This is a genomic window from uncultured Rhodoblastus sp., from assembly GCF_903903185.1.
Lineage (GTDB): Bacteria > Pseudomonadota > Alphaproteobacteria > Rhizobiales > Beijerinckiaceae > Rhodoblastus.
Genome location: NZ_CAIUXT010000122.1, coordinates 1 through 26,007 on the forward strand (window position 1 = coordinate 1; position 26,007 = coordinate 26,007).

General features: G+C 61.8%; 23 protein-coding genes and 3 tRNA genes. 10 read left to right on the plus strand and 16 right to left on the minus strand.

Annotated elements, in window-relative coordinates; all coding sequences use genetic code 11:
* Nucleotides 1–296: 296 nt before the first annotated feature.
* Entirely contained in the window at nucleotides 297–1,637 is a 1,341-nt protein-coding gene (locus QZY01_RS11245) for an IS1380 family transposase (RefSeq protein ID WP_294537114.1), read from the plus strand.
* A gap of 169 nt (nucleotides 1,638–1,806) precedes the next feature.
* Here the strand turns inward: QZY01_RS11245 and QZY01_RS11250 are convergent, their stop codons facing one another.
* Nucleotides 1,807–3,687, minus strand: a complete 1,881-nt coding sequence (locus QZY01_RS11250) for a site-specific integrase (protein ID WP_294537116.1) — start codon at nucleotides 3,685–3,687, stop codon at nucleotides 1,807–1,809.
* Between the two features lie 269 nt (nucleotides 3,688–3,956).
* A tRNA-Gly gene (locus tag QZY01_RS11255) sits at nucleotides 3,957–4,030 on the minus strand.
* A gap of 169 nt (nucleotides 4,031–4,199) precedes the next feature.
* Between QZY01_RS11255 and QZY01_RS11260 the strand changes: the two genes are divergently transcribed.
* On the plus strand, nucleotides 4,200–4,403 hold the full coding sequence (locus tag QZY01_RS11260) for a hypothetical protein (RefSeq protein WP_294537119.1): 204 nt from the start codon (nucleotides 4,200–4,202) through the stop codon (nucleotides 4,401–4,403).
* Nucleotides 4,404–4,428: 25 nt separating this feature from the next.
* On the opposite strand, the gene QZY01_RS11265 is transcribed toward QZY01_RS11260, so the two are convergent.
* Together QZY01_RS11265 and QZY01_RS11270 are read right to left on the minus strand one after the other, a co-directional pair.
* Entirely contained in the window at nucleotides 4,429–5,034 is a 606-nt protein-coding gene (locus tag QZY01_RS11265) for a flavin reductase family protein (protein WP_294537122.1), read from the minus strand.
* 51 nt (nucleotides 5,035–5,085) lie between these two features.
* On the minus strand, nucleotides 5,086–5,379 hold the full coding sequence (locus tag QZY01_RS11270) for a hypothetical protein (RefSeq protein ID WP_294537124.1): 294 nt from the start codon (nucleotides 5,377–5,379) through the stop codon (nucleotides 5,086–5,088).
* Between the two features lie 273 nt (nucleotides 5,380–5,652).
* Between QZY01_RS11270 and QZY01_RS11275 the strand changes: the two genes are divergently transcribed.
* The 3 genes from QZY01_RS11275 to QZY01_RS11285 all read left to right on the plus strand — a co-directional run bounded on the left by QZY01_RS11275 (nucleotide 5,653) and on the right by QZY01_RS11285 (nucleotide 9,332).
* Nucleotides 5,653–6,483: a DUF4239 domain-containing protein gene (locus QZY01_RS11275; RefSeq protein ID WP_294537126.1), complete on the plus strand. Its 831-nt coding sequence runs from the start codon at nucleotides 5,653–5,655 to the stop codon at nucleotides 6,481–6,483.
* A 905-nt stretch (nucleotides 6,484–7,388) separates the two neighbouring features.
* Entirely contained in the window at nucleotides 7,389–8,741 is a 1,353-nt protein-coding gene (locus QZY01_RS11280) for an OmpA family protein (protein ID WP_294537129.1), read from the plus strand.
* Nucleotides 8,742–8,834: 93 nt separating this feature from the next.
* A complete protein-coding gene (locus QZY01_RS11285) occupies nucleotides 8,835–9,332 on the plus strand; it encodes a hypothetical protein (RefSeq protein ID WP_294537132.1) in 498 nt (165 codons plus the stop codon).
* Between the two features lie 217 nt (nucleotides 9,333–9,549).
* On the opposite strand, the gene QZY01_RS11290 is transcribed toward QZY01_RS11285, so the two are convergent.
* The 5 genes from QZY01_RS11290 to QZY01_RS11310 all read right to left on the minus strand — a co-directional run bounded on the left by QZY01_RS11290 (nucleotide 9,550) and on the right by QZY01_RS11310 (nucleotide 14,697).
* Nucleotides 9,550–11,172: an ABC-F family ATP-binding cassette domain-containing protein gene (locus QZY01_RS11290; RefSeq protein WP_294537135.1), complete on the minus strand. Its 1,623-nt coding sequence runs from the start codon at nucleotides 11,170–11,172 to the stop codon at nucleotides 9,550–9,552.
* 97 nt (nucleotides 11,173–11,269) lie between these two features.
* Entirely contained in the window at nucleotides 11,270–11,911 is a 642-nt protein-coding gene (locus QZY01_RS11295; RefSeq protein ID WP_294537138.1) for a MarC family protein, read from the minus strand.
* A gap of 118 nt (nucleotides 11,912–12,029) precedes the next feature.
* Complete coding sequence (locus tag QZY01_RS11300; RefSeq protein WP_294537141.1) at nucleotides 12,030–13,244, minus strand: alpha/beta hydrolase; 1,215 nt, start codon at nucleotides 13,242–13,244, stop codon at nucleotides 12,030–12,032.
* Nucleotides 13,245–13,604: 360 nt separating this feature from the next.
* Nucleotides 13,605–13,793: a hypothetical protein gene (locus QZY01_RS11305; RefSeq protein ID WP_294537143.1), complete on the minus strand. Its 189-nt coding sequence runs from the start codon at nucleotides 13,791–13,793 to the stop codon at nucleotides 13,605–13,607.
* 217 nt (nucleotides 13,794–14,010) lie between these two features.
* Nucleotides 14,011–14,697: a hypothetical protein gene (locus tag QZY01_RS11310; RefSeq protein WP_294537146.1), complete on the minus strand. Its 687-nt coding sequence runs from the start codon at nucleotides 14,695–14,697 to the stop codon at nucleotides 14,011–14,013.
* 388 nt (nucleotides 14,698–15,085) lie between these two features.
* Here QZY01_RS11310 and QZY01_RS11315 point away from each other — a divergent pair, with 388 nt between their 5' ends.
* Nucleotides 15,086–15,895, plus strand: coding sequence for an NAD-dependent protein deacetylase (locus tag QZY01_RS11315; protein ID WP_294537177.1), 810 nt, complete (start codon nucleotides 15,086–15,088; stop codon nucleotides 15,893–15,895).
* 49 nt (nucleotides 15,896–15,944) lie between these two features.
* Here the strand turns inward: QZY01_RS11315 and QZY01_RS11320 are convergent.
* Nucleotides 15,945–16,029: transfer RNA gene (locus tag QZY01_RS11320), tRNA-Tyr, on the minus strand.
* Nucleotides 16,030–16,206: 177 nt separating this feature from the next.
* Between QZY01_RS11320 and rlmB the strand changes: the two genes are divergently transcribed.
* From rlmB to QZY01_RS11335, 3 genes are all read left to right on the plus strand, one after another.
* Nucleotides 16,207–17,136 carry a 23S rRNA (guanosine(2251)-2'-O)-methyltransferase RlmB gene (gene rlmB / locus QZY01_RS11325; RefSeq protein WP_294537149.1) on the plus strand — a complete coding sequence of 310 codons (930 nt, stop codon included), beginning with the start codon at nucleotides 16,207–16,209 and terminating at the stop codon, nucleotides 17,134–17,136.
* Between the two features lie 124 nt (nucleotides 17,137–17,260).
* The gene (locus QZY01_RS11330; RefSeq protein ID WP_294537152.1) at nucleotides 17,261–18,937 is read left to right on the plus strand and encodes an MFS transporter; all 1,677 of its coding nucleotides are present in this window, start codon (nucleotides 17,261–17,263) and stop codon (nucleotides 18,935–18,937) included.
* Nucleotides 18,938–19,017: 80 nt separating this feature from the next.
* A tRNA-Thr gene (locus QZY01_RS11335) sits at nucleotides 19,018–19,093 on the plus strand.
* A gap of 160 nt (nucleotides 19,094–19,253) precedes the next feature.
* Here QZY01_RS11335 and QZY01_RS11340 read toward each other — a convergent pair.
* Nucleotides 19,254–19,409 carry a hypothetical protein gene (locus QZY01_RS11340; RefSeq protein WP_294537155.1) on the minus strand — a complete coding sequence of 52 codons (156 nt, stop codon included), beginning with the start codon at nucleotides 19,407–19,409 and terminating at the stop codon, nucleotides 19,254–19,256.
* A gap of 483 nt (nucleotides 19,410–19,892) precedes the next feature.
* Complete coding sequence (locus QZY01_RS11345; RefSeq protein ID WP_294537158.1) at nucleotides 19,893–20,264, minus strand: hypothetical protein; 372 nt, start codon at nucleotides 20,262–20,264, stop codon at nucleotides 19,893–19,895.
* A gap of 47 nt (nucleotides 20,265–20,311) precedes the next feature.
* On the opposite strand from QZY01_RS11345, the gene QZY01_RS11350 reads away from it, so the two are divergent.
* On the plus strand, nucleotides 20,312–21,778 hold the full coding sequence (locus QZY01_RS11350; RefSeq protein ID WP_294537161.1) for a hypothetical protein: 1,467 nt from the start codon (nucleotides 20,312–20,314) through the stop codon (nucleotides 21,776–21,778).
* Between the two features lie 176 nt (nucleotides 21,779–21,954).
* Here the strand turns inward: QZY01_RS11350 and QZY01_RS11355 are convergent, their stop codons facing one another.
* The 4 genes from QZY01_RS11355 to QZY01_RS11370 form a co-directional block, all read right to left on the minus strand.
* Nucleotides 21,955–22,440 (minus strand): hypothetical protein, encoded by a 486-nt coding sequence (locus QZY01_RS11355; protein WP_294537165.1) that lies wholly within the window; start codon nucleotides 22,438–22,440, stop codon nucleotides 21,955–21,957.
* A 252-nt stretch (nucleotides 22,441–22,692) separates the two neighbouring features.
* Complete coding sequence (locus QZY01_RS11360; protein WP_294537168.1) at nucleotides 22,693–22,914, minus strand: hypothetical protein; 222 nt, start codon at nucleotides 22,912–22,914, stop codon at nucleotides 22,693–22,695.
* A gap of 113 nt (nucleotides 22,915–23,027) precedes the next feature.
* Nucleotides 23,028–24,026, minus strand: a complete 999-nt coding sequence (locus tag QZY01_RS11365; protein ID WP_294537172.1) for a dihydroorotate dehydrogenase-like protein — start codon at nucleotides 24,024–24,026, stop codon at nucleotides 23,028–23,030.
* Nucleotides 24,027–24,036: 10 nt separating this feature from the next.
* The coding region (locus tag QZY01_RS11370; protein ID WP_294537175.1) for a 4Fe-4S dicluster domain-containing protein at nucleotides 24,037–26,007 on the minus strand (1,971 nt) is incomplete at its 5' end.

Below are 26,007 nucleotides of genomic sequence, written 5' to 3' on the forward strand. Positions count from 1 at the left end.
GAAATAATTGAATCAGCGCTCTGTGGGAGGGATTCCCAACCGGCGAGGTGCGTTTTATCACGGATGAATGATTGATGAGATATTGATTCGGAAGCGTTACGAGGCGATGCGCTCTTGTCTCGACGAACAGGGGCGGCGCTTGTTTGTTGCGGCGGAGGCGCGCGCGGCTGAGCGACCGGGGCAGCTAGCCCGAAATATGCACCGCGGGCTGACGGATGTAGCCTAAGCGCATGAAATAACGTAGGATTCGGTTGTCTAAGCCCATCCGCGCCATTTCTTGCGAGACCACATCCGCCATGAGCGAGTTTACCCTGCCGCTGCCTGGCCTGTCACCCGTTGCGGACAAATCCGTTGTGGTCAAATTCGACGGCGGTTCGCTGTCGTCGGACGGCGGCGTCCTGGCGCTGCGCGAAGTGGAGCAACGTCTCCGCGTCGCCGATCGCCTGGCCGCCTGCATCGAAGATCCCCGCGCGCCCGATTTGATCACCCATTCCCTGTCCGACATCATCCGCTTCCGCTTGTTGATGATCGCCGCCGGCCACGAAGACGGCATCGACGCCAACAGCCTGCGTGTCGATCCGGTTTTCAAAATGGCGCATGATCTCGCGCCCTCCGACCGCGATCTGTGTTCGCAATCGACCATTTCGCGGTTGGAAAATCTGCCTGACGTGCGCGCCCTGCTGCGCATGGGCCGCGCCATGGTCGATCTTTATTGCGCCTCGTTCAGGCAGGTTCCCAAACGCATCGTTCTCGATGTCGACGATACGTTCGACGCGGTTCATGGCGGCCAGCAGTTGCGGCTGTTCAATGCCCACTACGATGAATATGGCTTTCAGCCGATTGTCGTCTTCGACGGCGAGGGCCGCTTCATCACGGCGGTTCTTCGTCCCGCCAAACGCCCTAAAGGCGCGGAAATCCGCGCTTTTCTGCGCCGGCTGACGCGGGCGCTGCGCGCCAACTGGCCGCAGACAAAAATCCTGTTGCGCGCCGACAGCCATTATTGCGGCCCCGAAGTGCTCGACTTCTGCCGCGCCAATGGCCTCGACTACATTCTTGGCGTGGCGACGGCCACGACGTTGCGCGCGCGTGTCGCCGCGCTGGAGGCCAGCACGAAAGCCCGCTTCGACGCCGCGCCCAAGGAAGGCAAGGTGCGCCGCTTCAAGGAGTTTTGGCACGCCGCCGGAAGCTGGAGCCGTGTCGAGCGCATCGTCGCCCGCGTCGAAGTCGGCGCCGAAGGACCCGACACGCGCTTCATCGTCACCAATCTGGCAACGCGCAATCCCCGGGTCCTCTACCAGGACGTCTATTGCCGGCGCGGTCGGGCGGAAAACCACATCAAGTCGTGGAAGACGCATCTGGCCGCCGACCGCACCTCATGTTCGAAGGCGACGGCCAACCAGTTCCGGCTGTTTCTGCATGCCGGGGCCTACTGGCTCATGTGGGGCCTGAGGGCGTCAATGCCCAAACGCTCGTTCTGGCGCAGCGCGCAGTTCGACACGCTGCGGCTGCGCCTCATCAAGATCGCCGCGCGCGTCGTCGAGATGAAGACCATGATCAAGGTTCATTTTCCGACCGCTTGTCCTGTCCAGGAAATCCTTCGGCTTGTGCTGACGCGCATCCCGCGCCTCGTGACCTGACCGACGGGGCGGAGCGCCCCATCTTCAACCCCGTCCTGTCAACCCCAAGCCTCGTCCATTGAATCTCCGGCACGCCTCAGGAGCGGGAGAACTGCGTCCGCACATGAAAAACTGCGGCGGAAAATTCGAAAACAGCCGGCCCAACGGTCAAAGCGCTGCATGATTGCGGTTAACTCAAAAATGCCTCGATACGTTTGAATTTCAGCCCGGGGTAATTGATCCTCTGCATAGCCCTGTTCAAAACCTTGATCGGAACGGCATCGCCATAAGATTCTGTTACATCATCACCGCCTCGCTGATCATGCTCCAGCTCTCGGGCATGGCCGACCAAAACCTTCATCAAATCCCGTTGCATATTTATGCGTCTCATGGCCCCGATGAAGCTATGCCGGAAGGAGTGAAAAACAAAAGCGGGATCGTCGGTGATATGCTCGTCTTGGTAACGCGCCCACCAACGTGACCAGTTTTTGGTCCAGCGACCACGATAGGATGTCAAACCAGGGAACAACATTTTGTCGCCGGCTTTGCGACGAGCCTCGATATATTCGAGCAGTCCGAGCTCAATCAAAACGCCGTGGACCGGGACGCGGCGACGACCGGCTTTCGTCTTGATGCTCTTGTCTTCTTCGCTTTTCGCCTTGCCTCGACGACGAGTTTTTTTATTCGTCTCCGACTCCTCGTCGTCTTCGCGAAACCAGAAATAGGGGATTCCGCTTTCGCAAAAGATATCGGAAAGCAGGAGCTGTCCCACCTCTTCGAGCCGCGCGCCGCTATACAAGCTGACCAATGGAATCCAAAAAGCTGCGGCGCCGCAGCCGCCAATGGACACCTTTGGGGGCTCCTGAAACACCGGCGACATCGCCATCTTGGCCAGCAGCGGCGGCGTAAACGGATGACGCTCAAGCACGTCACTGTCGGAAACCGGCAAACGAAGCCCTGATGTCGGATCGCCGCCCGGAAAATCAAACTCGTTGACGGCCAGCCGCATCAACAGCGACAGTGCGCCAAGCCCTTTCATGTTGACCGTATAGGGGCTGAGCCGCGGCGGATTATTTTTCTCCGCCCATTCGACGATTTGGAGAAATGGTTTGTTCGAAATGAGCGCCGGCATGGCCGCAGGAAATTTTTTGAGCTGATCTCGGAACTCCCTGGCGTGTTTGCGCCGGATTTGGTCCACTCTCAAATTACCGTGCATCGATACAAACCGTTCCACGTATAATTTATTATCGTCCTTCGTTTTGCGGTCAGGTTTGATTCTTTCGGCCCAGATGTCGTGCATCTCAAGAATTGTGGGAATATTTCCGGCTTGTCCATCTGCAATCAAAGGTGCCGGACGCAGCGGCGTTTCGATCGCCAAGCCTTGCTTGCGCCGCTCAATATCCTGGAACGCCGCAGCCTTTGCAGTTAGCACGGCATGTGCGACCTTACGGCGCTCGGTCTCGTCGAGCAACTCAAAGCCGTTTTCCTTTAACCGTGCCGTCAACTCGCCCAGGACTTCAAAGGTGTCGACCACGTGACCGCCGGCTGGACTGCTGGAATCGAGTTCAATTTCCTCCACCACGGTTGTCGGACGATCGAGCGGAAAGGCTTCCCCGGAAGAAAGCATTTGCTTCACGCTCGCCGATTCCTTGACGCGAGCCTCTTCGCGAATCTCGTTCAACGACATGCCCGGCGGGAAATGTTTGAGCATTTCCGAGAAATCCGCCAAACTGAGTAGAACGCGATGGTCGCCTTTTTTTGGCTCGCCGGCGGGCAACTGGCCCGAGTCGCGCAACCGGAGCGCTTGTTCCAGCCCCCGCGCCAATGGTCCCAGATTTTCCGGATCGGTCCAGTCCGCGTCGTGGTCCGCCATGACGTCGTGGCGCGCCTGAGATGCAATTGTCGCCCGATCGCTTGTCGACAATTTCGGGGTCGCGTCGAAAACCGGTTCCGGAGGCTTCTTCCCGCCAGCGACGGCGGCGTCGACCAATGCCTCTATTTGCGAATGGATGTCACTCCAGCGCCTTTGGGCTGTGGGTAAATCGCCGGTCTTCAGCGAAATTTTGATCACTTGCTTTCCGACCAGGACGTATGGCTCCGACGCCCAGGAAAGTGTGACCTTTCCTTTCGTGAGAGCGAAAAGCCCCTCCGGAAGGTTTCGCCAATAGGCGTACTTTCCGCTATCGGCGCGGAGGATCAGATAGGGCAGTCCTGAAGTGGATCGACGGGTCATGAAACCGCTTGATTCTAACCAGTGATATAACCAGTTTTATGACCAGAATGCGCACAAAACCCTTTCTGTTTCAAGCGTTATAGCAAAATCAACGACTTGTTGCAAAATGGAGCGGGTGAAGGGAATCGAACCCTCGTATTCAGCTTGGAAGGCTGCTGCTCTACCATTGAGCTACACCCGCGCGCGCCCGTTATGCCAAGCCCCGGGGCGCTTGGCAAGGCGGCTGAAAAGCCCATCGGCCGACCGCCGAAGGAGGCGCTCGCTCCTTGAAACGGGCGCGATGGACGGAGCGCTATGGACAAACACCGTCGGCGCTGCTTTTCTGCCCGCAAGCGGACCGGAACGAGCCCATGCCCCCCATCGACAGTCCCGAGATCGACCAGTTCCTGCGCGTGCTGGCCCTGGTGGCCCTGCTGTTCTATCTGGCGCCGGGGGTGTTCGGGCGCGGCTCGCCGACAGCCCGGATCTGGCTTCGCCGGGCCGCCGTGGCCTGCCTGACGCTCGGCGTCGTCATCGCCGGGGCTGCGACCATCACCTGGTTCTTGCGCCGATAGGCTTCGGTTTTTCGGCCATTCGGCGCTATTTCGGCCGCTCTAACTTGAAAAGCCGCTCGATGAGCGCGTAATCCCCGGCATATCCGCAGCGTACGATGGTCCTGGCGGCGGCAAGGTCGAAGCGGCCGTCGTGCAGGAATCGCTCGTCGATATGCACGCCAACCACCTGCCCGACCGTCAAAATATTGCCGACCGGTTCGCCGTTGACATCCTTGAGCGCAAAAATTTCCGTGACCCGGCACTCAAGACTGCAAGGACTGGCGGCGACGCGCGGGGCCTTGACGATCCGGCAGGGCGCCATTTCGAGCCCGGCGGCGACAAATTCATTGACGCCGCGCGAAAACGCAGCGGCGCTGGCGTTCATCGCCTCGCGCAGCTCGTAAGTCGCCATGTTCCAGACGAATTCGCCAGAGTCTCGCGCAAAGCTCGCCGAATCCTTCGGCCCCTCGCTGGAAAAGCCGATCAGCGGCGGTTCGCCGGCCAGGGCGTTGAAAAAGCTGTAGGGCGCCAGATTGATTTCGCCGGCGCGGCTCTTCGTCGAAATCCAGCCGATCGGGCGCGGCGCCACGAGCGCTTTGAACGGATCGTGCGGCAGGCTTTTTCGGTCGCGGGAAGCAGGTTCGTAAAACATGACTTTCCCATCGCGCGCAAGTTCAGGCCAAAGGCGCGCTTTGGGCGCCGCTCAGTTGATCGAGCCGTCGCCGGGATTGGCCATCAATTCGATGGATTCGATCGCCCGCTTGAGACTGGCCAGTCCCTTCGCGCCCATGCGCAGATGCGCGACCACCCGGCGCTCGCTGACGACCCGGTCGTCCGTCGCGATGTGGGTGATCGCTTCGAGCGTGATATTGCCGATCGCGCCATCGAAGCCGAAGGTGGGAGCGCCCTCGAAATAGACGAAGGGCGCGCTGGCGCTGCCGATCAGCGACAATGGCGGGGAAGGGATTTTAGGCAATTTACGCGACTGGTCATCCATGCAGCAAACCTTCGGCTCTCATTGACGCCGGCCCGCCGGCGCCTTTGGATACGGGCCTTGAAGCTAAAACTTTCAGCGGCCCGGGTCCATGACGCCGATCTGCGGCTTTCGGGCTATCTCTGACGCTTCGTTACTCCGCTCCGTCAAATCCGGCAGATGAAAACTGGCCAGATTTTTTCGCCCGCCCGCTTTCCATGCGCGCCCAAACCTGCTTCTGCTTGGTTTCCCACAAATCCGGCGCCCGAACCGCCGGACGCCGAGCGAGGGCGCCCGATGTTTTACTGGATCTACGACTATCCCGCCTGGACCATCGGCCTGCTGTTCGCCTCGGTTTTCGTGGCCGTCGCCTGGACCGGGACTTTTTTGGCGCGGAAATCGGTTCACGAGTGGTTTCATAGCGAGCCCCGCGCCAATGAAATGGTCGGCTTCGCGCTGTCGAGCTTTTTCGTGCTCTATGGGCTGCTGCTCGGCCTGCTGTCGGTCGCGGCCTACCAGAATTACGCCACCGTCAGCGACCTCGTCGACAAGGAGGCTTCCAGCCTCGCCGCGCTCTACCGCGATCTGAGCTCCTATCCCGAGCCCATCCGCGACCGGCTCACCGACCAATTGCGCGAATATGCGCGCTATACCATCGAGGACGGCTGGCCGCAGCAACGCGCCGGAATCGTCCCCAGGGGCGGAACCCAGCGCATCGGCGCGCTGGCGAAAATCCTGTTCGCGTTCGAGCCGGTCACGAAGGGCGAAGAGATCAAACATGCGGAAGCCCTGCGGCAATTCAACCATCTCGTCGAGCTGCGCCGTTCGCGCCTCGCCAATGTGACGACGGGATTGCCCGCGGTGCTTTGGTGGGTGCTGGCCCTCGGCTCTTTGCTGTCGATCATGCTGATCTGGCTCCTCGAAATGGAAATCCATGTCCACCTGATCCTCGGCGGGGCGCTCGCGGGGTTCCTCGGCATCGTGATTTTTCTGATCGCGGAACTCGACAATCCGTTTCGCGGCGAGGTGAGCGTCGGCCCGGACTCGATCGCGCTGGTCTATGAAAGCCTGATGATGCCCGAAGCTTTGCCGCCTCCGGAGGCCGGGCCTCAGAGAAACGCCAAATAAAAACCCCTGGCTTTTCCAGCGTCATAGTCAAGCGGACGGCGACGCCCGCCGTGGCGGCAAGCCGTTTCGCCCCGTCGCGTTCACCCGGTTACGCCTTGTTTCCAAAGCAAAACGCATTGTCCGCCAAAACCGTTCGGCGCGATGCGCCTGGCATTTCGACATTTGCCGGACAAAGGTAGAAACAACGGCAGCGCACACTGTTGTGCTGCGGCGCAAAATAAGCGATGGTCTGAAGACTTCTCAAAAAATTGTCTTGAAAAATTCAGATTATGCCGTTTAGTTAGCGCCGTCAGAACAGCGGTGGCCCCCATTGGTGAAGAGGGCTGTGTCTTAAAATAATTCTATTCCAGGCAAGCTTAGAAAAATGAATGCTTGGTTCCTGTGCCCGGATAGATTGTTCTACAAGGATTATTTCCGTTCGCAGCGGAGCAGGGCTCATCGTCGGGCCCGCCTGCGAGGCGCCGGGGGGCATTTTGAGCGATACCGACCAAAGCCTTACCGACAAGAAGGTTGCCGGCAATCGGCATCACCATTCGCCGGATGCGAACGGTTCCGCCCCGCCGACGGTCCCCGCGACGCAAATCCTGCGAAAGCGGGACGCACAGCAGCCGCTCCCGTTTGCCGGGGAACGGGCTGCGTGCAGGCAAGGGGCCGTGGCCGTGCGGGCCCGCGTCACGACACAAGCAGACAGACATATCCGCCGTGGCCGCAAGACCGACTTTTTCAGCACGCTGTCAGGCCCCTGTCAAATAATGCTGCGGGCTTTGACAGCGGCGCCCCTTCGATTAATGTTCGCTCCAATCCCTCCATTTGCCCGTCATGACAATGCTTCCCGCCAATCCCCTGGAACCGCCGCGGGCCGCAAAACCTTCCCCCAACGCAAAATCTAAAATCAGGAGATCAAGATGGCTCTTTTCGACGCGTTGATCAGCGATATCGCCTCCCGCTTCGGGCTTGGCGCGAACGCCGCCCCGCTGGTGCGGGCGGTCCTCAATCTGTTCGTGGATCAGCCGCATGGCTTGTCCGGCTTCATCGACAAGCTCAAGTCTGCCGGACTCGGGTCGGAAGTAGCCTCATGGCTCGGCAATGGAGATGCGGCGGCCTTGCCGACCCAGCTGGTCGAGAGGCTCGGTGCCCCCTTGCTCACCGGCCTCGCCAGCAAGCTCGGCCTCAGTTCGTCGGTGCTCGCCCCCGCCCTCGCCTATGTCGTGCCGAAATTGATCGGCCTGCTGACGCCCGGCGGCGTGGTGCCGACCACCCTGCCCGCCTCCGTCACGAGTTTCCTGTCTGCCGTCCCGTCCGCGAAGGAACCGCCGCCGCACGCCGGGGCGGTCCACGAACAGAAGAAAAGCGGCAATGCCTGGCTCTGGCCGGCGCTGCTCGCCGCCGGCATTCTGGCGCTCGGCGCCTGGCTCCTGAACCCCGGCGCGCCCGAACAGAAGGTCGCGACCTCCGCGCCGGCGCCCGCCGTCCCGGCCCCGACGCTGCCGGCGCAACTGTCGATCAGCAACGACAAGGGCGTCATCCGTTATTCCGGCGCGGTGCATGACGAGGCGGCGCGAACCTCGATCCTCGACTCGCTCAAGGCGACGTTCGGCGCCGACAAGATCGTCGGCGACATCAAGGTCGATGCAAAACGCGACGTCGCCTCCTGGCTCGGTAACCTGCGCGCGGCGCTCGATCACTTCAAGATTCCCGGTCTGAAGGCTTCGTTCAGCGGCACGGCGCTCCGGCTCGGCGGTCTGGCCGAAAACGATCTCAACCAGCTCATCGCCTATCTCAAGAGCCTGTTTGGCGGCTCCGGCTGGTCTTACGGCGTGCTTGGCGACCGCTCCGCCGACGCCGCCGCCGTCAACGCCAAGGTGGCCGCCGCGCTTTCTTCGCTCAAGCCGGGCTTCAGCGCCAACGATCTGCTCACCGTGCTGAACCTGTCGGTCATCAACTTCCCGACCTCCGGCTTTGAACTTCCGGCTTCCGAAACCGCGCTGCTGCAGCAGGCCGCCGCCCTGCTCAAGCAGCTGCCGGCGGGCTCCGTCGTCGAGATCGCCGGCTATACCGACAATACCGGCGATTCGGCGGCCAATGTGACCTTGTCGCAGAACCGCGCCGACTCGATCCGCAAGGCGCTGGTCGGCGCCGGGGTCAATGGCGCGGCTTTGGCGGCCAAGGGCTATGGCGAAGCCAATCCCGTCGCCGGCAACGACACGGAAGAGGGCCGCGCCAGCAACCGCCGCATCGAATATCACCTGGCGAAATAATTCCCCGGCGTAATCCGGAGAACGCAATTGAGGGCCCGGGCGGGGCGATCCCCCCGGGCCTGTTACCCCTCAATCGATTTACAGGAGGCAAAAATGACGACCAAGGCTGACTTTACCGCCGACGAATGGAAGAAGATCCTGAGCGGCCCGGTGGTGGCGGGGCTGGCGGTGACCGTCGCCGACCCGAGCGGCATCTGGGGCCTGCTACAGGAAGGCATGGCGAGCGGACGCGCCCTGATCGAGGCGAAAAGCGATCCCGGCGCCAATGCGCTGGTCAAGGAACTGGTCGACGAATTGACGACTTCCGATGGCCGCGCCAATGCGCGCGAAGGCGTCAAGAGCGAGTTGACCGCCAAAACGCCGGCGGAAATCAAGCAACAGGCGCTGTCGAGCCTTGCCGAAATCGGCGCAATTGTCGACGCCAAGGCCCCGCAGGACGCGGCCGGTTTCAAGAACTGGCTCAGACATGTCGCCGAACAGGTCGCCGAAGCCTCCTCGGAAGGCGGCTTCCTCGGCTTTGGCGGCGTCAAGGTCAGTGACGCCGAAAAAGCCACTCTGGCGGAAATCGCGACCGCGCTCAAACTGGCGTGAGCGAACGCCTGCTGGCGTGACGGCCGGGCAAAGTCTTTCGGAAGACGGGCATTTTTCGACGCCCTTTGTCCCGGCCCTCCGCGCGGCGCCTTTGCGCATCACTTTCGGCTTGGTGGTTCGCTGCCCGGCGTGGATTGACCAGAACAGGCCCGGTCTTGACGAGCGTGCGATCGGCCAAGCCATGGCGGCGGAAGATGTCCTGAGATTGACAATGATTTCAGCTCCGCAGCCCCGGCGCTTCGTGGCCGGTGCGCGCGACATATTCGCTGTAGCCGCCGCCGAACTGGTGAACGCCCTCCTCGGTCAGCTCCAGCACCCGATTGGACAAGGCGGCGAGAAAATGCCGGTCATGCGAGACGAACAGCATCGCGCCCTCATACTGCGACAGCGCCGCGATCAGCATTTCCTTGGTCAACAGGTCAAGATGGTTGGTCGGCTCGTCGAGCACGAGAAAATTCGGCGGATCGAACAGCATTTTCGCCATCACCAGCCGCGCCTTCTCGCCGCCCGACAACACCCGGCATTTCTTCTCGACATCGTCGCCTGAAAAGCCGAAACAGCCGGCGAGCGAGCGCAAGGCCCCCTGCCCCGCCTGCGGGAACGAATCCTCCAAAAATTCGAAGATCGTTCGCTCGCCGTCGAGCAACTCCATGGCGTGTTGGGCGAAATAGCCCATTTTGACGCTGCCGCCCAGCGCAACGGCGCCCGCATCCGGCTCGGCCGAACCCGTCACCAATTTGAGCAGGGTCGATTTGCCGGCGCCATTGACCCCCATGACGCACCAGCGCTCCTTGCGCCGCACCTGAAAATCCAGCCCCTCGTAAATGCGCCTCGCGCCATAGCTCTTGTGGACATTTTTCAGGGAGACCACATCCTCGCCGGAACGCGGCGCCGGCGGGAACTCGAACAAAATGCTCTGGCGGCGCCGGGGCGGCTCGACTTTTTCGATCTTCTCCAGTTTCTTCACCCGGCTCTGCACCTGCGAAGCATGGGAGGCGCGGGCCTTGAAACGTTCGATGAATTTGATTTCCTTGGCGAGCATGGCCTGCTGGCGCTCGAACTGCGCCTGCTGCTGCTTCTCGTTGAGCGCACGCTGCTGTTCGTAAAATTCATAATCGCCCGAATAGGACGCCAGCGCGCCGCCGTCGATCTCGACGATCTTGTTGACGATGCGGTTCATGAATTCGCGGTCGTGCGAGGTCATCAACAGCGCGCCTTCGTAATTTTTGAGAAAATCCTCGAGCCAGATCAGGCTTTCCAGATCGAGATGGTTGCTCGGCTCGTCGAGCAGCATGGCGTCGGGACGAAGGATAAGGATCCGCGCCAGCGCCACGCGCATTTTCCAGCCCCCCGAAAGCGCGCCGACATCGCCGTCCATCATGGCCTCCGAAAAGCTCAGGCCGGCGAGAATTTCGCGCGCCCGGCCCTCCAGCGCATAGCCGTCCAGCTCCTCGAAACGCCCCTGAACCTCGCCGTAGCGCTCGATGATCGCGTCCATCTCGTCGAGCCTTTCGGGATCGGCCATGGCGGTTTCAAGATCCTTCAGCTCGGCCGCCACCACGCTGACCGGGCCGGCGCCGTCCATCACCTCGGATACCGCGCTGCGGCCGGCCATTTCGCCGACATCCTGGTTGAAATAGCCGATGCTGACTCCGCGTTCGACCGAAACCTGGCCCTCGTCCGGGGATTCATCGCCGACGATCATGCGGAACAAGGTGGACTTGCCGGCGCCATTGGGACCGACCAGACCGACTTTCTCGCCCTTGAGCAAGGCGGCGGAGGCCTCGATGAACAGGAGATGGTTGCCGTTCTGTTTCGAGATGTTTTCGAGTCTGATCATGCGCGGGAGTCCGTAAGGTTTCCCGCGTCCTTAAGCCATCTGCCGCCCGGGCGGTAGTGCGTTGCGCTCGCGGTGACGCGTTGCGTTCATACCCGCCTCAATGAAGATTGCTCATCCCATGCATTTGCAAGGCTTCGATGACGCCGTCGAAAGCCATGCCTATGCCCATCGAGGCGACGAAAAAGCCGACGATGCGCGTCGCCGCGTCGATGCCCCGCGCACCGAGCCACTTTTGCAGCCTCTTGCCGCCGGCCAGAAACAGCCAGGTCGTCGCCATCGTCGCCACCAGCGCGGCAGACACCGCAACCATCCCCTCGACCTCCGACGACGCGTGCTGCACCTGCGAGGTCATGCCGAGGATCGTCGCCATGGCGCCGGGGCCGAACATGATCGGCATGGCCAGCGGCACGAAGGCCGCATCGCCGCCTTCGTCCTTGCCGCCGGGCGCGGGGCCGCCGACCGAGGACGGCGCCGAGAACAGTTGAAATCCAAGCCGGGTGAGGATGATGCCGCCGGCGATCCGGACCATCGCCATCGGCACGCCGAAAACCTTCAACAGAAGGGTTCCGAAAATCAGAAAGAAAAACATCAGCGCGAGCGCATACAGGCAGGACCGCAGCGCCAGCGAACGCCGCGCCTTGTCGTCGAGATGTTCGGCGAAGCCCAGATAGACCGGCAGCGCCTCGAACGGATTGATGATCGCGAGCAGCGTGGTGAAGGTGGCGAGGAAAAGCGGCATTATGGTCCTGACGGCAAAGCTGGGACTGCAAGCTCCGGCGGATTGGTCCTGTGCGTCCGCCGTCCAAACTTGCCCATGATGAACTGGCCGGGACGGGTCAAGCCCGGTTCGGCCTCTCCTAATAACGTGGCTGAACCGAACCGATTTGTCGAACGGATTGGCCGAACCGGTCCAGCTGATCGCCAAAATGATCCCGCGTTTCCGGATCGACAATGGACAGGGGCGCCGAGATCGCGAGGCCGGCGGCATTGCCGACCGAACTCGCCGCGCCCGCCGTCGTCATCATGATCCGGGCGCCCAGGCCGACGCGGCTGTCGGTCAGCGCCTGGCCGGACGCAAGGCTGCGGCCGATCAGTTCGACAACACGCGGGTCCGAGGAGAACTTGCCGTGACCGAAAAAATCATGGGAGGGCATGTGGGTCATGTTGATGACCGACAGGTTCTCCTGTTCGAGCATGGTTCTAAAGGGCTCGACATTGGGATCGATCGCGCCGAGACGCGGCTCTTCCCAGAAATCCCGCGACGCCGCGAGCGCGCGATCGTTCTCGGACACGAACAGCACAATATGCGGACGCTCAGGCCCCAGCGTGTTGATTTGTTGCCGAGCGATGCCGACATCGACGTCGGCGTCGGCGAGCATGATCAGCTTGATCTTGGGGATGAGGCGACCGTCGCGGATCGCCATTTGCCGCACGGCTTCGAGCGTCACCCAATTGCCCATCGAATGGGCGAGAATGGAGATGGTTTCGACCTGCGGATCGTCCTGAATACGCCGCAACAGCTTTTCGAGCGCGTCGCGGGAATAGGTGCTGCTGTCGCGGTCATAGCCATAGGCGAAGACCTTGCCCTTCGACGGCCAGGTGAAAAGAACCGGCGCAACGTCTTCATAGGCCCGCGAATCATGGAGGATTTGCGCAAAACTATAGACCGCGTTTTCAAAACTTGTGTTGAAGCCATGGACGAAGACCAGCGCCTCCTTCTTGTGCGACTCCCGCAACATGCGCGAGAACGCGGCGCCGGCCCGCTCCCTGCTGACGATCTCGGCCTTCAGGGTCACGAAATCCACCAGCGGATTGGCGGGAAGTTTCTGCGGATATTGCACTTCGCCAATCTGGCGGCGGGCGTCCGGCGGGATCGAAACGACCATGTCGGCGAAGGCGAGATCTTCGGCGCGACCGCCGCCAAACAGGAAGGCCGGCGATTCCACCCTTTCCCGCGTCGTCGCCACCACCATTTCGACATGGCTCGTTCCCGGCGCCCTCGCGTCGGACGGCGCGGGAATGAGATAGCCCTCCGGACCGTTGCAACTCGCCAGACCCAGGCCCAAAACCATTGGGAAAAGGCTCCACAGGCCAGATCCGCGCAAGACCGGGTTCCGCTTCATAAAGTTAGGCTTCCTCGGGAGTCGAAAGCAGACCCCATGGCCGACCTTAGCATTCAGGTTCCAGCTAATCCATTGGCGGTGAACGTCAAATTGTCCGCTCAGCCAAACAAGGGCGAATCGACAGAGCCGCCATCGACGCCCGCTTGAGCGAAGGCCCGGACAGCTTGCCGTCGCGGCAGGCGCAGCCGATGGCCGGCGCCCCGCTCTCGTCGGCGAAAAACCCGCCGGGGGACCGCGCGCCGCGCGCAAGCCTCCCGGGCCAAGAAAATGGCCGCCCGCCTTCTGGCCCGCCAGATAGATGGTCCGGCCTTATTTAAGAGTTTCGACGACCTTGATCGCGGGGATGTCATCGACGGGTTGGTCGTCATTGACCGTGACGATGGGGCCGCCGAAAAAGAGGACATCGGCCCCCGCCCTCCGCCCGAGCCTTCCAGCACAGATTGCCATGCCGGCAGCCGAAACGCCCCCGATCACCGGAGTCCGGCGCGACAGGGCCATGATTTTCTCCCGGAACATTTTATCGAGGCCGACGTCGCATGCGCCGGTTCCCGGGACAAGCTGAATAGAAGCGTCAAGAGGGCTCCGGCCATGAGCAAATTTCAACCCATGCCTTGCCGGGGCGATGGCGGACAAGCCGCCGCGCCCTTTGCATTTTGCGTGCAAGAAAGGCCGCCCCGAGAGGCGGCCTTTTCAAATTTCGATTGGCTTGCGCCGATCACGCGTCGAGCGCGGCGACCGTCCTGTTGCGGCGATAGCCGGTAAAGCCGAGGGCCGCGAAACCGGCGAGCATCATAGCCCAGGTCGAAACCTCGGGAGCGGCGACGACGTAAGCCTGATCGATCACCGCGTCCGCCGACGGAAACCGGTTCGTCTGGAAGTTGAAAGCAGCCGTGTAAGGACCAGCGGCAGAGACCACCAAAGTTCCCGTCAAATCATACCAGTTCTTCGCGTTGAGCGAATGAACGCCCGAAGAAAGCAGGGTAACGCCGCCGATGGACGCCGAAATCGTCGCGTCGCCGGCATTTTTCCAACCGTTAAGCGGGGCATAGACGGATATCCCGATATTATATTTGCCGGGATTGAGCGTGACCGTCTGCGTGAGCGCTTCGTTCGCGAAGTCGGAAACGAAATAGGCGCCATGCGTGCCTGCCGCATCCGGGCTCAGGCTGCCGGTCGGAGGCGGCACGGGTTCATTGAACGCGCCGTTCGGATAGCCGGCGCCGCTGTTGTAAGGGATCACGACCGCCGGATAGCCATCCGTCGCCGTGCCGGTCAGCGTCCAACCGGAAAAACCGGATTCGAAACTGCCATTGGTCAACAGATTGGTCGCCGCTTGCCCCGGCGACACTACCGCGAGCGTGCAGGCGAGCGCGACAGCCGACAGGAGAATATGTTTTTTCATGATGACTGCTCCGAAAAATTCAACGTCCGGTACTTGAGACCTTGCGTAACAAAGCCAGTAGCGCACGCCGAAACATAGGTCAACTTCATCAAATACCGTCCATTGGCTCCGTCAAAGCGAAAAACGAATAAAAAAAATTAGGAAAAAATGATTTAAAAACAATAATTTATCCGCGAAAATCGCAACTCTTGCACTGCTTGGCTCACGCAGCGCGCTCCACCGTGGCAAGAGTCCACAAGCCATTTATAAGTTATTGTTTTATATAGAGTCTTTGATTGGTCCCATCCTCACCTCCCGCCCTATACTTGCGGAATATACGGAGTCGCGCCGCTTGGACAGGGAAAAGCCAGACGTGACAACACCGCCCTCGCGCCGCTACCCTGCCCCGATGTCACAACCTGGCGATCTGCAGGACTTTATCGGCCGGCATCGGCGGCTTTTCATCCTGACCGGCGCTGGATGCAGCACCGGTTCCGGGATTCCCGACTATCGCGACGCCGAGGGCCAGTGGAAACGCGCGCGCCCGCTCACCTGGCAGGCCTTCATGGGGCAGGAGAAGACGCGCCAGCGCTATTGGGCGCGCAGCATGGCCGGATGGCGGCGTTTTCGCGAGGCCCGGCCCAACGCCTGCCATCGCGCCCTGGCCCGGCTGGAGGCGACGGGCGGCAGCGAACTTCTCGTCACCCAGAATGTGGACCGGTTGCATCAGGCCGCCGGCAGCGCGCGGGTCATGGACTTGCACGGACGACTCGAACGGGTGCGCTGCATGGGCTGCGAGCGGCGGTCCGACCGCGACGACCTGCAAGCAGAACTGGAGCGGCTCAACCCGGGCTGGCTCGACCTCAAAGCCTTGCAAGCGCCCGACGGCGACGCCGACCTCGAAGGCGTCGATTTTTCGGGTTTTCGCGCGCCATTCTGTTCGCTTTGCGGCGGCGTCCTCAAGCCCGACGTGGTGTTTTACGGCGAAAACGTGCCGCGCCCCCAGGTGGACGAGGCCTGGCGCCATCTGGCGCGGGCCGACGCCGTGCTCGTCGTCGGCTCCTCGCTGATGGTCTATTCGGGCTTTCGCTTCATCGAGGCGGCGGCGCGCGAAGGCAAGCCCGTCGCCGCGATCAACCTCGGCCGCACCCGGGCGGAAGAATTCCTGACGTTGAAAGTCGAAGCGCCCTGCGAATCGGCGCTGGCGTTCTTGCTTTGAACAAGCGACGCGCGCACCCTGAGCCTGTGGCAATTTCCGCGGAAAAGTTTGGTGGGAGAGGTAGGACTCGAACCTACGAAGGCATAGCCAGGGGATTTACAGTCCCCCCCCTTTGCCGCTCGGGACACTCTCCCATCCGGAACGGAATTGCGCCCGTTCGGCGACGAAAAAGCCCCGTGACAACGGGGCCGTTCGAAGGGGGCCTTATGCTTTTAACAGACCTTTATGTCAACTCCAAAAAGCCGGGCAAGGCTTAGCCCCGATTGCCAAAAGGCCGCTTGCGTGACAGGACAAGGTCTACGGAGGCGCAAATGCGGAAAACCGGTGGAAAACAATTCGACAGGCGGTCCGCGGCGGCGACGGGCGATAAAGCCGCCCCCCGCAGGACGCCAAAAATCGAGTCAAAACGGAGCGAACCAAAACGGGAAGCCGAACCGTCGGCGCACCCGCGTCCGGAGATCGCGCGGAAAATCGCCGACGCGCCGCGCGCCTTCCGCCGCCCGTCGGCGGAACTCGCCGTGCTCTATGGCTATCATGCGGTGCGCGAGGCGTTGCGCATCAAAAAACGCGTCTTGCTCGACCTGTTCGCGACCACGGCGGCGGCGGAAAAACTGGCCGCCGAGATCAAGGACAGCGGCGTTTTCACGCATATCGTCGAACCCGAGACGCTCTCCGCGCGGCTTGGGCGCGATTCCGTGCATCAGGGCGTGCTGTTGGAGGCGCGGCCGCTGCCGGACCTCGACATCAGCGAAATCATCGTCAATTCCGGTCTCGTGCTGGCGCTCGACCAGATCACCGACCCGCATAATATCGGCGCCATCCTGCGCACCGCCGCCGCCTTCGGCGTCGATGCGATCATCGCCACCGACCGCCATGCGCCGGAATTTTCCGGCGTCCTCGCAAAGACCGCTTCCGGCGGGCTCGAACACGTGCCGATCGTCGAAGTGGTCAATCTCGCCCGCGCCCTCGACCAGCTCGGCGCGGCAGGTTTCTGGCGCGTCGGCCTCGATTCGGAAGGCCCCGCCAGCCTGGAGGAAACCGCGCTGAGCCGCCCGACCGTGCTGGTGCTTGGGGCGGAAGGCAAGGGGCTGCGCCGGCTGACGCGGGAGCGATGCGACGTGCTGGCGCGGCTCGACATGCCGGGCCCGATCAAGAGCCTCAATGTCTCCAACGCCTGCGCCGTCGCCCTGAGCCTGGCTCACGCCGCGCTGGCCAGAGCCGCGCGGGCCGAAGGCGGGTAGCCCTTTTTGACCACGCGCTTTGGCGACAGGGCGCTTGCGCTCCGGCGCCTGTCTGCCGGATAATGGAAAAAAATAATCGCGACGCAGTTTGCGATCCCGAAAAACTACCGAGGAGACGTCGTTCATGACTCAGGCCGCTCTGGCGCCGGCGGACAGCCGCAGCCGTCCCATGACCGCGCAGGAAAGACGCGTCGTCTTCGCCTCCTCGGCCGGCACGATTTTCGAGTGGTACGACTTCTATCTCTATGGATCGCTGGCCTCGATCATCGCAAAAAACTTCTTCTCCAACGTCAACCCGACGGCCTCCTATATTTTCGCGCTGCTGGCCTTCGCCGCCGGTTTCGCGGTGCGGCCGTTTGGCGCCGTGGTGTTCGGGCGGCTTGGCGATCTCGTCGGGCGCAAATATACTTTTTTGCTCACCATCCTGATCATGGGCCTTTCGACCTTTCTGGTCGGCCTGCTGCCCACTTTCAACGCCGTCGGCTTCGCGGCGCCGATTTTCCTGGTGCTGCTGCGGCTGTTTCAGGGCCTGGCGATCGGCGGCGAATATGGCGGCGCGGCGATTTTCGTCGGCGAACATGCGCCGCAGCGCCGGCGCGGCTTTTACACCTCCTGGATCCAGATCACGGCGCCGCTCGGCCTTTTGTTGTCGCTGCTCGTCGTTCTGGGCTTTCGCACCCTGCTCGGCGAAGAGAATTTCGAGATCTTCGGCTGGCGCTTTCCGTTCCTGTTCTCTTTCGTGCTGCTGATCGGCTCGGTTTGGATGCGGCTGCAACTCAGCGAATCGCCGGCCTTCCGCCAGATGAAGGCGCAGGGGCGCGGTTCGCGCGCGCCGGTGTCGGAAGCCTTCGGCCAATGGGGCAACGCCCGCATCGCGCTGATCGCGCTGTTCGGCGGCACCGCGGGTCAGGCCGTGGTCTGGTACACGGGCCTGTTCTACTCCTATTTCTTTTTGACCCAGACGCTCAAGGTCGACGCCCGCGACGCCACTTTGCTGAGCGCCGGCGCGCTCATTCTCGGCGCGCCGTTTTTCGTGCTGTTCGGCTGGCTGTCGGACCGGGTCGGCCGCAAGCCGATCATTTTGGGCGGCTGCCTGTTGTCGGCCCTGCTGTTTTTCCCGATCTTCAAGGGGCTGACCTATGCCGCCAATCCGGCGCTGGCGCAGGCGCAGGCGAGCGCGCCGGTCACGGTGATCGCCGACCCGGCGCAATGCCACTTCCAGTTCGATCCGATCGAGAACCAGGCCTTCACCTCACCTTGCGACCTCGCCAAGAACGTGCTGGCCGGCGCCGCCGTGAGCTACGCCAACGAGGCCGCGCCGGCGGGCGCGGTCGCGCGCCTCGTCATCGGCGGCAAGGAAATTCTGGCCTTCGACGGCACAAAGCTGGACAGGGCGGAACGGGCGCAAAAGCGCGCCGCTTTCGAGGCGGAAGTCGCCGCCGCGATTTCGAGCGCGGGCTATCCGCTGCGCGCCGATCCGGCGCAGGTCAACAAGCCGGCGGTGCTGGGCCTGCTGACGGCGCTGGTGCTGCTGGTGGCGATGGTCTACGGGCCGATAGCGGCGCAACTGGTCGAGCTTTTCCCGACCCGCATCCGCTACACCTCGCTGTCGCTGCCCTACCACATCGGCAACGGCTGGTTCGGCGGCTTTCTGCCGCCGCTGGCCTTCGCCATGGTGGCGGCCAGCGGCAACATGTATTTCGGTCTGTGGTATCCGGTCGGCGTGGCGCTGATGACGTTCATCATCGGCCTCGTGCTCATCCCGGAAACCAAGGATCGCAACATCTACTCCAACGACTGAATTTTCGGCACGCAAAGCATGAGGCGCGCCGCCCCTTGCGCGGGCGGAGCGAGGCTGGTAGCACACGCGTCATGAAACGGGCCGGTTTAGCTCAGTTGGTAGAGCAACTGATTTGTAATCAGTAGGTCGCGGGTTCGATTCCTGCAACCGGCACCAATAAAATCAATGACTTAAGACGAAAAACCGGAGCGCATCGCCTCCGGTTTTTTTGGGGTGACACATGGGTAACCATCGGTTCAAAAAACCGGGTTTTCCGCGCCGTCTTCGCCGGGTCGATCTTCGTCCGGCTCATCGGCCAAATCAGTCGGGGGCTTGATCAAATCCCGCGCGCGAGGCGCGAGCGTGCGGCTTTGTATTCTTCCGGCGACATATCCATGGCGTTCTTTGCTTCCGGGGGCTTGGCAAGCGGGGGCGTGGCTGGCGGCGTGGTGCTTGTGGGCGGGTTCGCGTCGGGGCGTGTGGTGTCGTTCATTTCGTGGCCTTCCTTCAAGAATTGGAATTTGTGACCGGGGGGCCTGGCCTCCGGGTGAGATATGGCGTCATTGGCCACAAGCGCCCTTGGCGACCGGGCTGCGCTGCGGGGGCGCACCAACCAGCGCGGCAAGATCGCGCGCGCGACTTTGGCGTGAAGGCTTATGCTGTCGATGACGCCAGCGCCATAGCCGGGCCATAGCGGCATCCAGACAAATGCTCGCCCGGCCTTGGTTGCGCAGCGTGGCTCAACTCTTTCGTCGTCTTCCATTCGTCAAATCGCGCGTTGAAAATCGCCGCGGCTTCATCGAGTGCAAGCGCCGCGCGGTTGTCGCCGCACCAAGAATCACGCTGGCCGCGTTTCGGGCTACGGCGCGCAAAAAGTTGAGCAGATAATTGGGTTTGGCAGTGCCGCGTCCTTGCATTCCCCTGGAAGCGCAGGCCTTGTGGGCTTCGTCGAGAATTACGACGCCAAAGGTTTTCTTTAGCCACCCGCTACGCGCCCCACGTCGACTTTCACGCGGATCGGCGCACGCCATTCGCAGGCATCGCCGGTTTTCGCTATGCTCTTCGAGTCGACGCCGACGAACCAGACGGCAGGCGCCGCGGACTCGTAGACGCGCCCGTCTAACTTCTGGCCCGTCCTGGGATCGGGAGGGCCGCTCTCCGACACGCAGATGATGTCGGCGTCTTCGGGCGTTACATTGATTTGAAACCGCCCCGTGAACATTGGGTCCTGGTCGAAATTGGCTTGCCGCGCGGAGACACGCGTGCACCGTTCAGGGGCGATCCGAAAATCGACTGGCTCGAAGGTCTGGCAAGAGCGGCGATCGCCGCCTATGTTGATGCGGATCACGCGACGGGGATTGCGACCCCATCGGGCAACGTGAAAAAGGACTGTTTATGAACGCTTTTCGCCGCTGCACGCTCGCCCTCGCGCTCCTGTCGTCTCCCGCTTTCGCGCTCGACTGCGGGCCCACGGACGGATGCTCAGGCGGTCCGTTCTCATCGCCAGAGTCGCGTCACCCCAACCAGGTCAAGCATTCCGACTTTTTCAAAGGCTACGCGGCGCAAAGCATTGGAGCGCCGGGAAGCAAACAGCCGGCGAATGGCGTCTATCCCGCGCGCCCGCCGTGGAATGTTGCCGGAGTCGATTACGCGGTCGGCGTCCCCGACAATATCACGCTGAAAATCCCCGGCGTCGATCCTCTGCCGCCGCACTGCTACGCCAGCATCACCGCCCCCGGCGTGAAAATCAACAACATCAATTGTCAGCAGGACGGGGGCGCAGGCATCACGTTCGACGGTTGGGACTTCACCGTCAACGGCGGGATCTATCTCAATATCACCTGGGCCGTCACCGGCCCCGTGGTCATCAAAAACAGCAAATTCGCCTATGGTCCGAACTTCGCTCCGGGCGGGGCTTTCGCGAACAAAATCCAGATCATACAGCTCGTGTCGGCGGGTTCTCTGCTTTTCCAGAACAATTTCGTCGATGCCAATGGGCCGCAGCAAGCCCTCGACGGCGCATGGCAGAGTTTTTCAATCAATGCCGGCAAATTTCCGATGGAGTTTTATTACAATGCTTTCTTGCGCGCGCGCGCCCGCCATATCACTGCAACTGGCTATGGCAAGCCGCAGGGCGACGTTAAAATCAAATTCAACTATTTCGAGGGCCTGACTTACAAGACAAACGAGGCGCATGGCGAAATCGCCTTGTTCACTTGGACGGGGACGATGAACAGCCAGGAATTTGCTTACAATACGTGGCTTGAGCCGAAATCGACGTTCATGGATGGCCCCACGAATGGCATAACGTCGCCGTGGTGTCCGAACAATTCGACGGTGGACTCCGATCTTACGACTTTGAACTTCAATAATAACGTCCTGGTCGGAAACTACGCCTTTGTGAATGGCGCTTATGTCAACAAGGTAACGTCAGGCACGGGCGGCTTGTCTTTCCAGAGCGGAACGTACGGCGACATCAAAATCACAGACAACTGGATAGACCCGACAGCGGCGTATTATTGCTGGTACACGCCCGGCGCTCCGGTCACGCATTCCTTCACTTCGGGCGGAAATCGCAACCTCCTGACGGGCAAATCCGCGAATGGACTGGCGGTCCGGGGGTCGAGCTTTCAGGGTTCCGCCTCGCTCGACGCGGGCGTGCTGACCGTCGTCAGTCTTAACAATGGCGCTGTCGGCATTGGCTCGCAAGTCAACATTAACGGGAAGACGGTTGTCGTGACCGCGCAAGGCACGGGGCGCGGCCTCGCCGGAACCTACATCGTCAATAATTCGAGCTTTAAAGCTCCGCTCGGCGGCTTCGCGCTGTGGGCTGACGAGTGCAACAACGGGGGCCAGCCATGAGCTGCGTTTTCAACAATCCAGAAGGCCGGTATCGCGGCCGGACGATCGCTCCTGAGCGGGGCAAAGAAATTTGCGCGCCGATTGCAAGCATATAGCAGCGAAGGCGAAACGCTTTTGACTGCCCCGTTCAAGCGCGTCCGCGCCAAGGCTCTGCTACTCGCCGGCGCAAGCGTGCATCATCCACGCCGCCTTTCGTAGTCGGTCCGCAGGTACTGGAACAATTCGCGCTTCTGCCGGTCGTCGAGACTGGTAAAAAGCGGTTCGGCGGCGTCCGCGAGCTTGTTCAGCGCCGCGCCCCGGGCGGCGAGGCCGTTGGCCATGGTCCGCAGCAGCGCGATGTCGTCCGGGCGGTCACGACGCTGTTGCTCGCGCTCGCGGCGGCTTTGGCGGTTCCCTCTTTCGAGCGCGCTCTTCAACCGGACGACGCCATAGTCGTGCAAGGCCGACTGCAAGCCTGGCCAGTTTTTTTCCTGATCGACGGTCAGATTCAGATAGGCCTTGAGTCGAGCGATCCTCGCATCGACCTCATTGGCGATCTGGTTGTCCGCGGGTCCGGTCTGCTGTTGCGATTGCTCGGCCGGCGTCTGGGCGCGCGACCCCCCGATCGAAGGAAAACCGGCCAGCGCTACGCTCGCGAGGCCAAGGAGAATCAATTTTTTCATTTCCTGCTCCCATCAACTTTTTGGAGAAATCGACGCAAGAAAAAACGGCGTCTGCGCGCCGAAAAAACAAGTCCGTCCTTATGAGTGTTTCTGCGGACGGCGCTTGAAGCAAAAAAACGCGGGGAGCGTCAACAAGCCGGAGCTTAGATGCGGCGAGCCCTTTCCTGTTTCGTCGAAACCTGAGAGGGGACCCCGCCATTGCGCAATTGCCAATTCTTCCGCGGAAAAGTGTCGGCTTTTCGCGATTCCGCCCTAACTGCTGAGATGTTGAGAAAATTCGATGCGTTGTTTGGCGCCGCCATCGACATCCGCTACGTATGGGCCATCGTCATCGCGGTCCAGAGCCATCGCTGCGTCGCTCGTTTCGCAGAATGCGTCGTCTCCGGCCTCATCTTCCCTCAGCCGGCGGCGCAGGCGCCTATCAATTCCGCTGGCCAGCCGCGCCCAGATGCCCTTGTTGCGATCCCCGATCATCGAAGCCTCCTGTCTCAGGTGAGGAGGCGACGATGCGCGTTCAAACGCTTCCCGGCGAGAGACGGAATCTACTCACGAAGGAACCAGGTCCAGTCGTCAAAATCCTTTTGGATTCAGCGCTTTCCCCGGTAGCTAAGCAGGCCGCTGATATAGTCGCCGCGTTCCTGCGCCTCCGCGCCCGCAGCTTGATGTTTCATCAATCCCTTGATCGCGCTGACCGAGCCAAAGCCGCGCCGGTTAAGCCAGGTTTCGAGTTCGGCGAGGAGGGTTTTCAGGTGTTCGGGGCCTTTTCGCAGCAGGACTGACGCGACCATCACCGCGTCGGCGCCCGCGAGCAGATATTTGATGATTTCATCCACCTTGTCGACGCCGGTGTTCGCCGCAATGCTGGCGCGCGGCAGCCGGGTCCCGAGCAGCGAAATCCACAACAGGCCGAGGCGGATCTCATTGGGGGCGCTGAGCGTGATGTCGTTGTTCCAGCAGAGGCTCGCGAGATCGATGTCGGGCTGATAAAGCCGATTGAACAGCACCAGCCCGTCGGCCCCTGCGTCGTCGAGGCTTTCGGCGAAGGCGCCGAAAGCCGAATAATACGGGTGCAGTTTGACCGCCAGCGGCAGACGGGTTTTGGCCCTAACGGCTTTGACCAGCGCGATGCATTCCGCCACTGGATCGCCGATCTTCACGGTCGGGCCGGAGGCGATCCGGTAGATGTTGAGTTCGATGGCGCTGGCGCCGGCTTGTTCGATCTGGGTGGCGGTATCGATCCAGCCCGACAGGGTCGAGCCGTTCAGGCTGGCGATGACCGGGATATCGACGGCGGCGCGCGCTCTGGCGATCAGATCGAGATATGCCGCCGCGCCGGACCTGGGGTCGCTGACAGCCGGAAAATAGGATCCGGTTTCGGGGGAACTGTCCGCGCCAATATCGATCATCCGCTCGGCAAGCGCCTGTTCCCGCCGGAGCTGCTCTTCGAACAGCGACGGCAGGACAACGGCGGCGGCGCCGCAATCCTCCAGCCGTCTGATGCCGCCAAGGTCGGCGGAAAGCGGCGACGCCGAAGCAATGACCGGATTGCGCAAGGGAAGGCCAAGATAGCTCGTGCTGAGATCCATGCCTTGCCCCTCAAACGTTCTCGCCGCCGAGCGCTCTGGCGTCCGGATGGAACCGGCTGCCGTCGCGGCTCGCGAGCGCTTCATATTCCGCGTATTTCTCGGTCACTGCCGTCTGCGCGAGCGCGAGCAGTTCCGCCGCTTCTTCCGGCCGGCTGCCGGCCAGGGCGCGATAACGCAATTCCTTGTAGGCATAGTCCTTGAGCGGAATCGTCGGGCGCGGCGAATCCAGCCGGAACGGAGCCTCGCCCGCCCTGCGCATCGCCGGATTGAACCGGAACAAGGGCCAGTAGCCGGAGGCCGCCGCCAGATCTTGCTGTTCCATGCCATGGCGCAGATCGAAGCCGTGGGCGATGCAATGGCTGTAGGCGAGGATCAGCGAGGGGCCCGGCCAGGCTTCGGCTTCGCGCATGGCCAATAGCGTTTGCTGCGGATTGGCGCCCATGGCGACCTGCGCGACATAGACATTGCCATAGGCGATCGCTTGCAGCGCCAGATCCTTGCGCGCCACCCGCTTGCCCGCGGCGGCGAATTTGGCGACCGCGCCGAGCGGCGTGGCTTTCGAGGCCTGACCGCCGGTATTGGAATAGACCTCGGTGTCGAGCACCAGCACATTGACGTCGCGCGAGACCGACAGCACATGGTCGAGGCCGCCATAGTCGATGTCATAGGCCCAGCCGTCGCCGCCGACCAGCCAGATGCTGCGGCGAACCAGATGGTCGGCGACCGAGAGCAGGTTTTTCACCTGGGGCGCGTCGCCCAGTTCATTCAACCGCCGGATCAGTTCGGCGACCCGCTTGCGCTGGGCGAGGATTTCCGATTCGCGTATCTGCGGCGCGGCGATGATATCGGCGACCAGTTGCTCGCCGAGTTGCGGCGCCAGTTCGCGCGCCAGCCGTTCGGCCAATTCGACATGCATGTCGGCGGCGAGCCGGAAACCGAGACCGAATTCGGCGTTGTCCTCGAACAGCGAGTTCGACCAGGCCGGACCGCGTCCATCCTTGTTCTTGGTCCAGGGCGTGACGGGAAGATTGCCGCCATAGATCGAGGAGCAGCCGGTGGCGTTGGCGATCTGCAGGCGGTCGCCGAACAATTGCGACAGCAGACGCAGATAGGGCGTCTCGCCGCAGCCGCCGCAGGCGCCGGGGAATTCGAACAGCGGTTCGAGAAACTGGATGCCGCGCACATTGGCGAAATCCACCAGCGCGCGGTCGTTGACCGGCAAATGTTCGAAGAAGGCGATATTCTCCCGCTCGGCTTCCAGCAATGGCGCCTTCGGGGCCATGTTGATCGCCTTGGTCGCTGGCGCGCTTGGGCTTTTCGCCGGACAGACTTCGACGCAAATGCCGCAGCCTGTGCAGTCCTCGACGTAAAACTGCAAGGTGAAACGGCTGTCGGGATAGCCGCGCGCATTGACCGGCGCCGATTTGAAAGTCTCGGGCTTCGGCCAAACCGGATCGCTCAGGCGGCCGGAATCGTAAAAGCGCGCGCGAATGACCGAATGCGGACAGACGATGGCGCATTGGCCGCACTGGATGCAGAGATCCGTTTCCCAGACCGGGACTTCCTCCGCGATGTTGCGCTTTTCCCAGGCTGCGGTGCCGGAGGGAAAGGTGCCGTCGATCGGCAGGGCGCTGACAGGCAGATCATCGCCGCGACCCGCCATGACTTCTGCGGTGAACCGTTGCACGAAGTCCGGCGCCAGCTTTGAAACGATCGGGGGCCGTTCGACACGACTGGTCGCCGTTTTCGGGATTTGAATTTCGTGAAGCTGGGCCACCGTTTGATCGACGGCGATGAAATTCTTCTCGACGACGCTGGCGCCCTTGGCCCCATAGGATTTCTCGATCATGTATTTTATGCGCGCGATGGCTTCGTCTCTCGGCAGAACTCCGGAAATCGCAAAAAAACAGGTTTGCAGAACCGTGTTGATGCGGGCGCCGAGGCCGGTGTCGCGCGCGACTTTCGACGCGTCGATGACGAA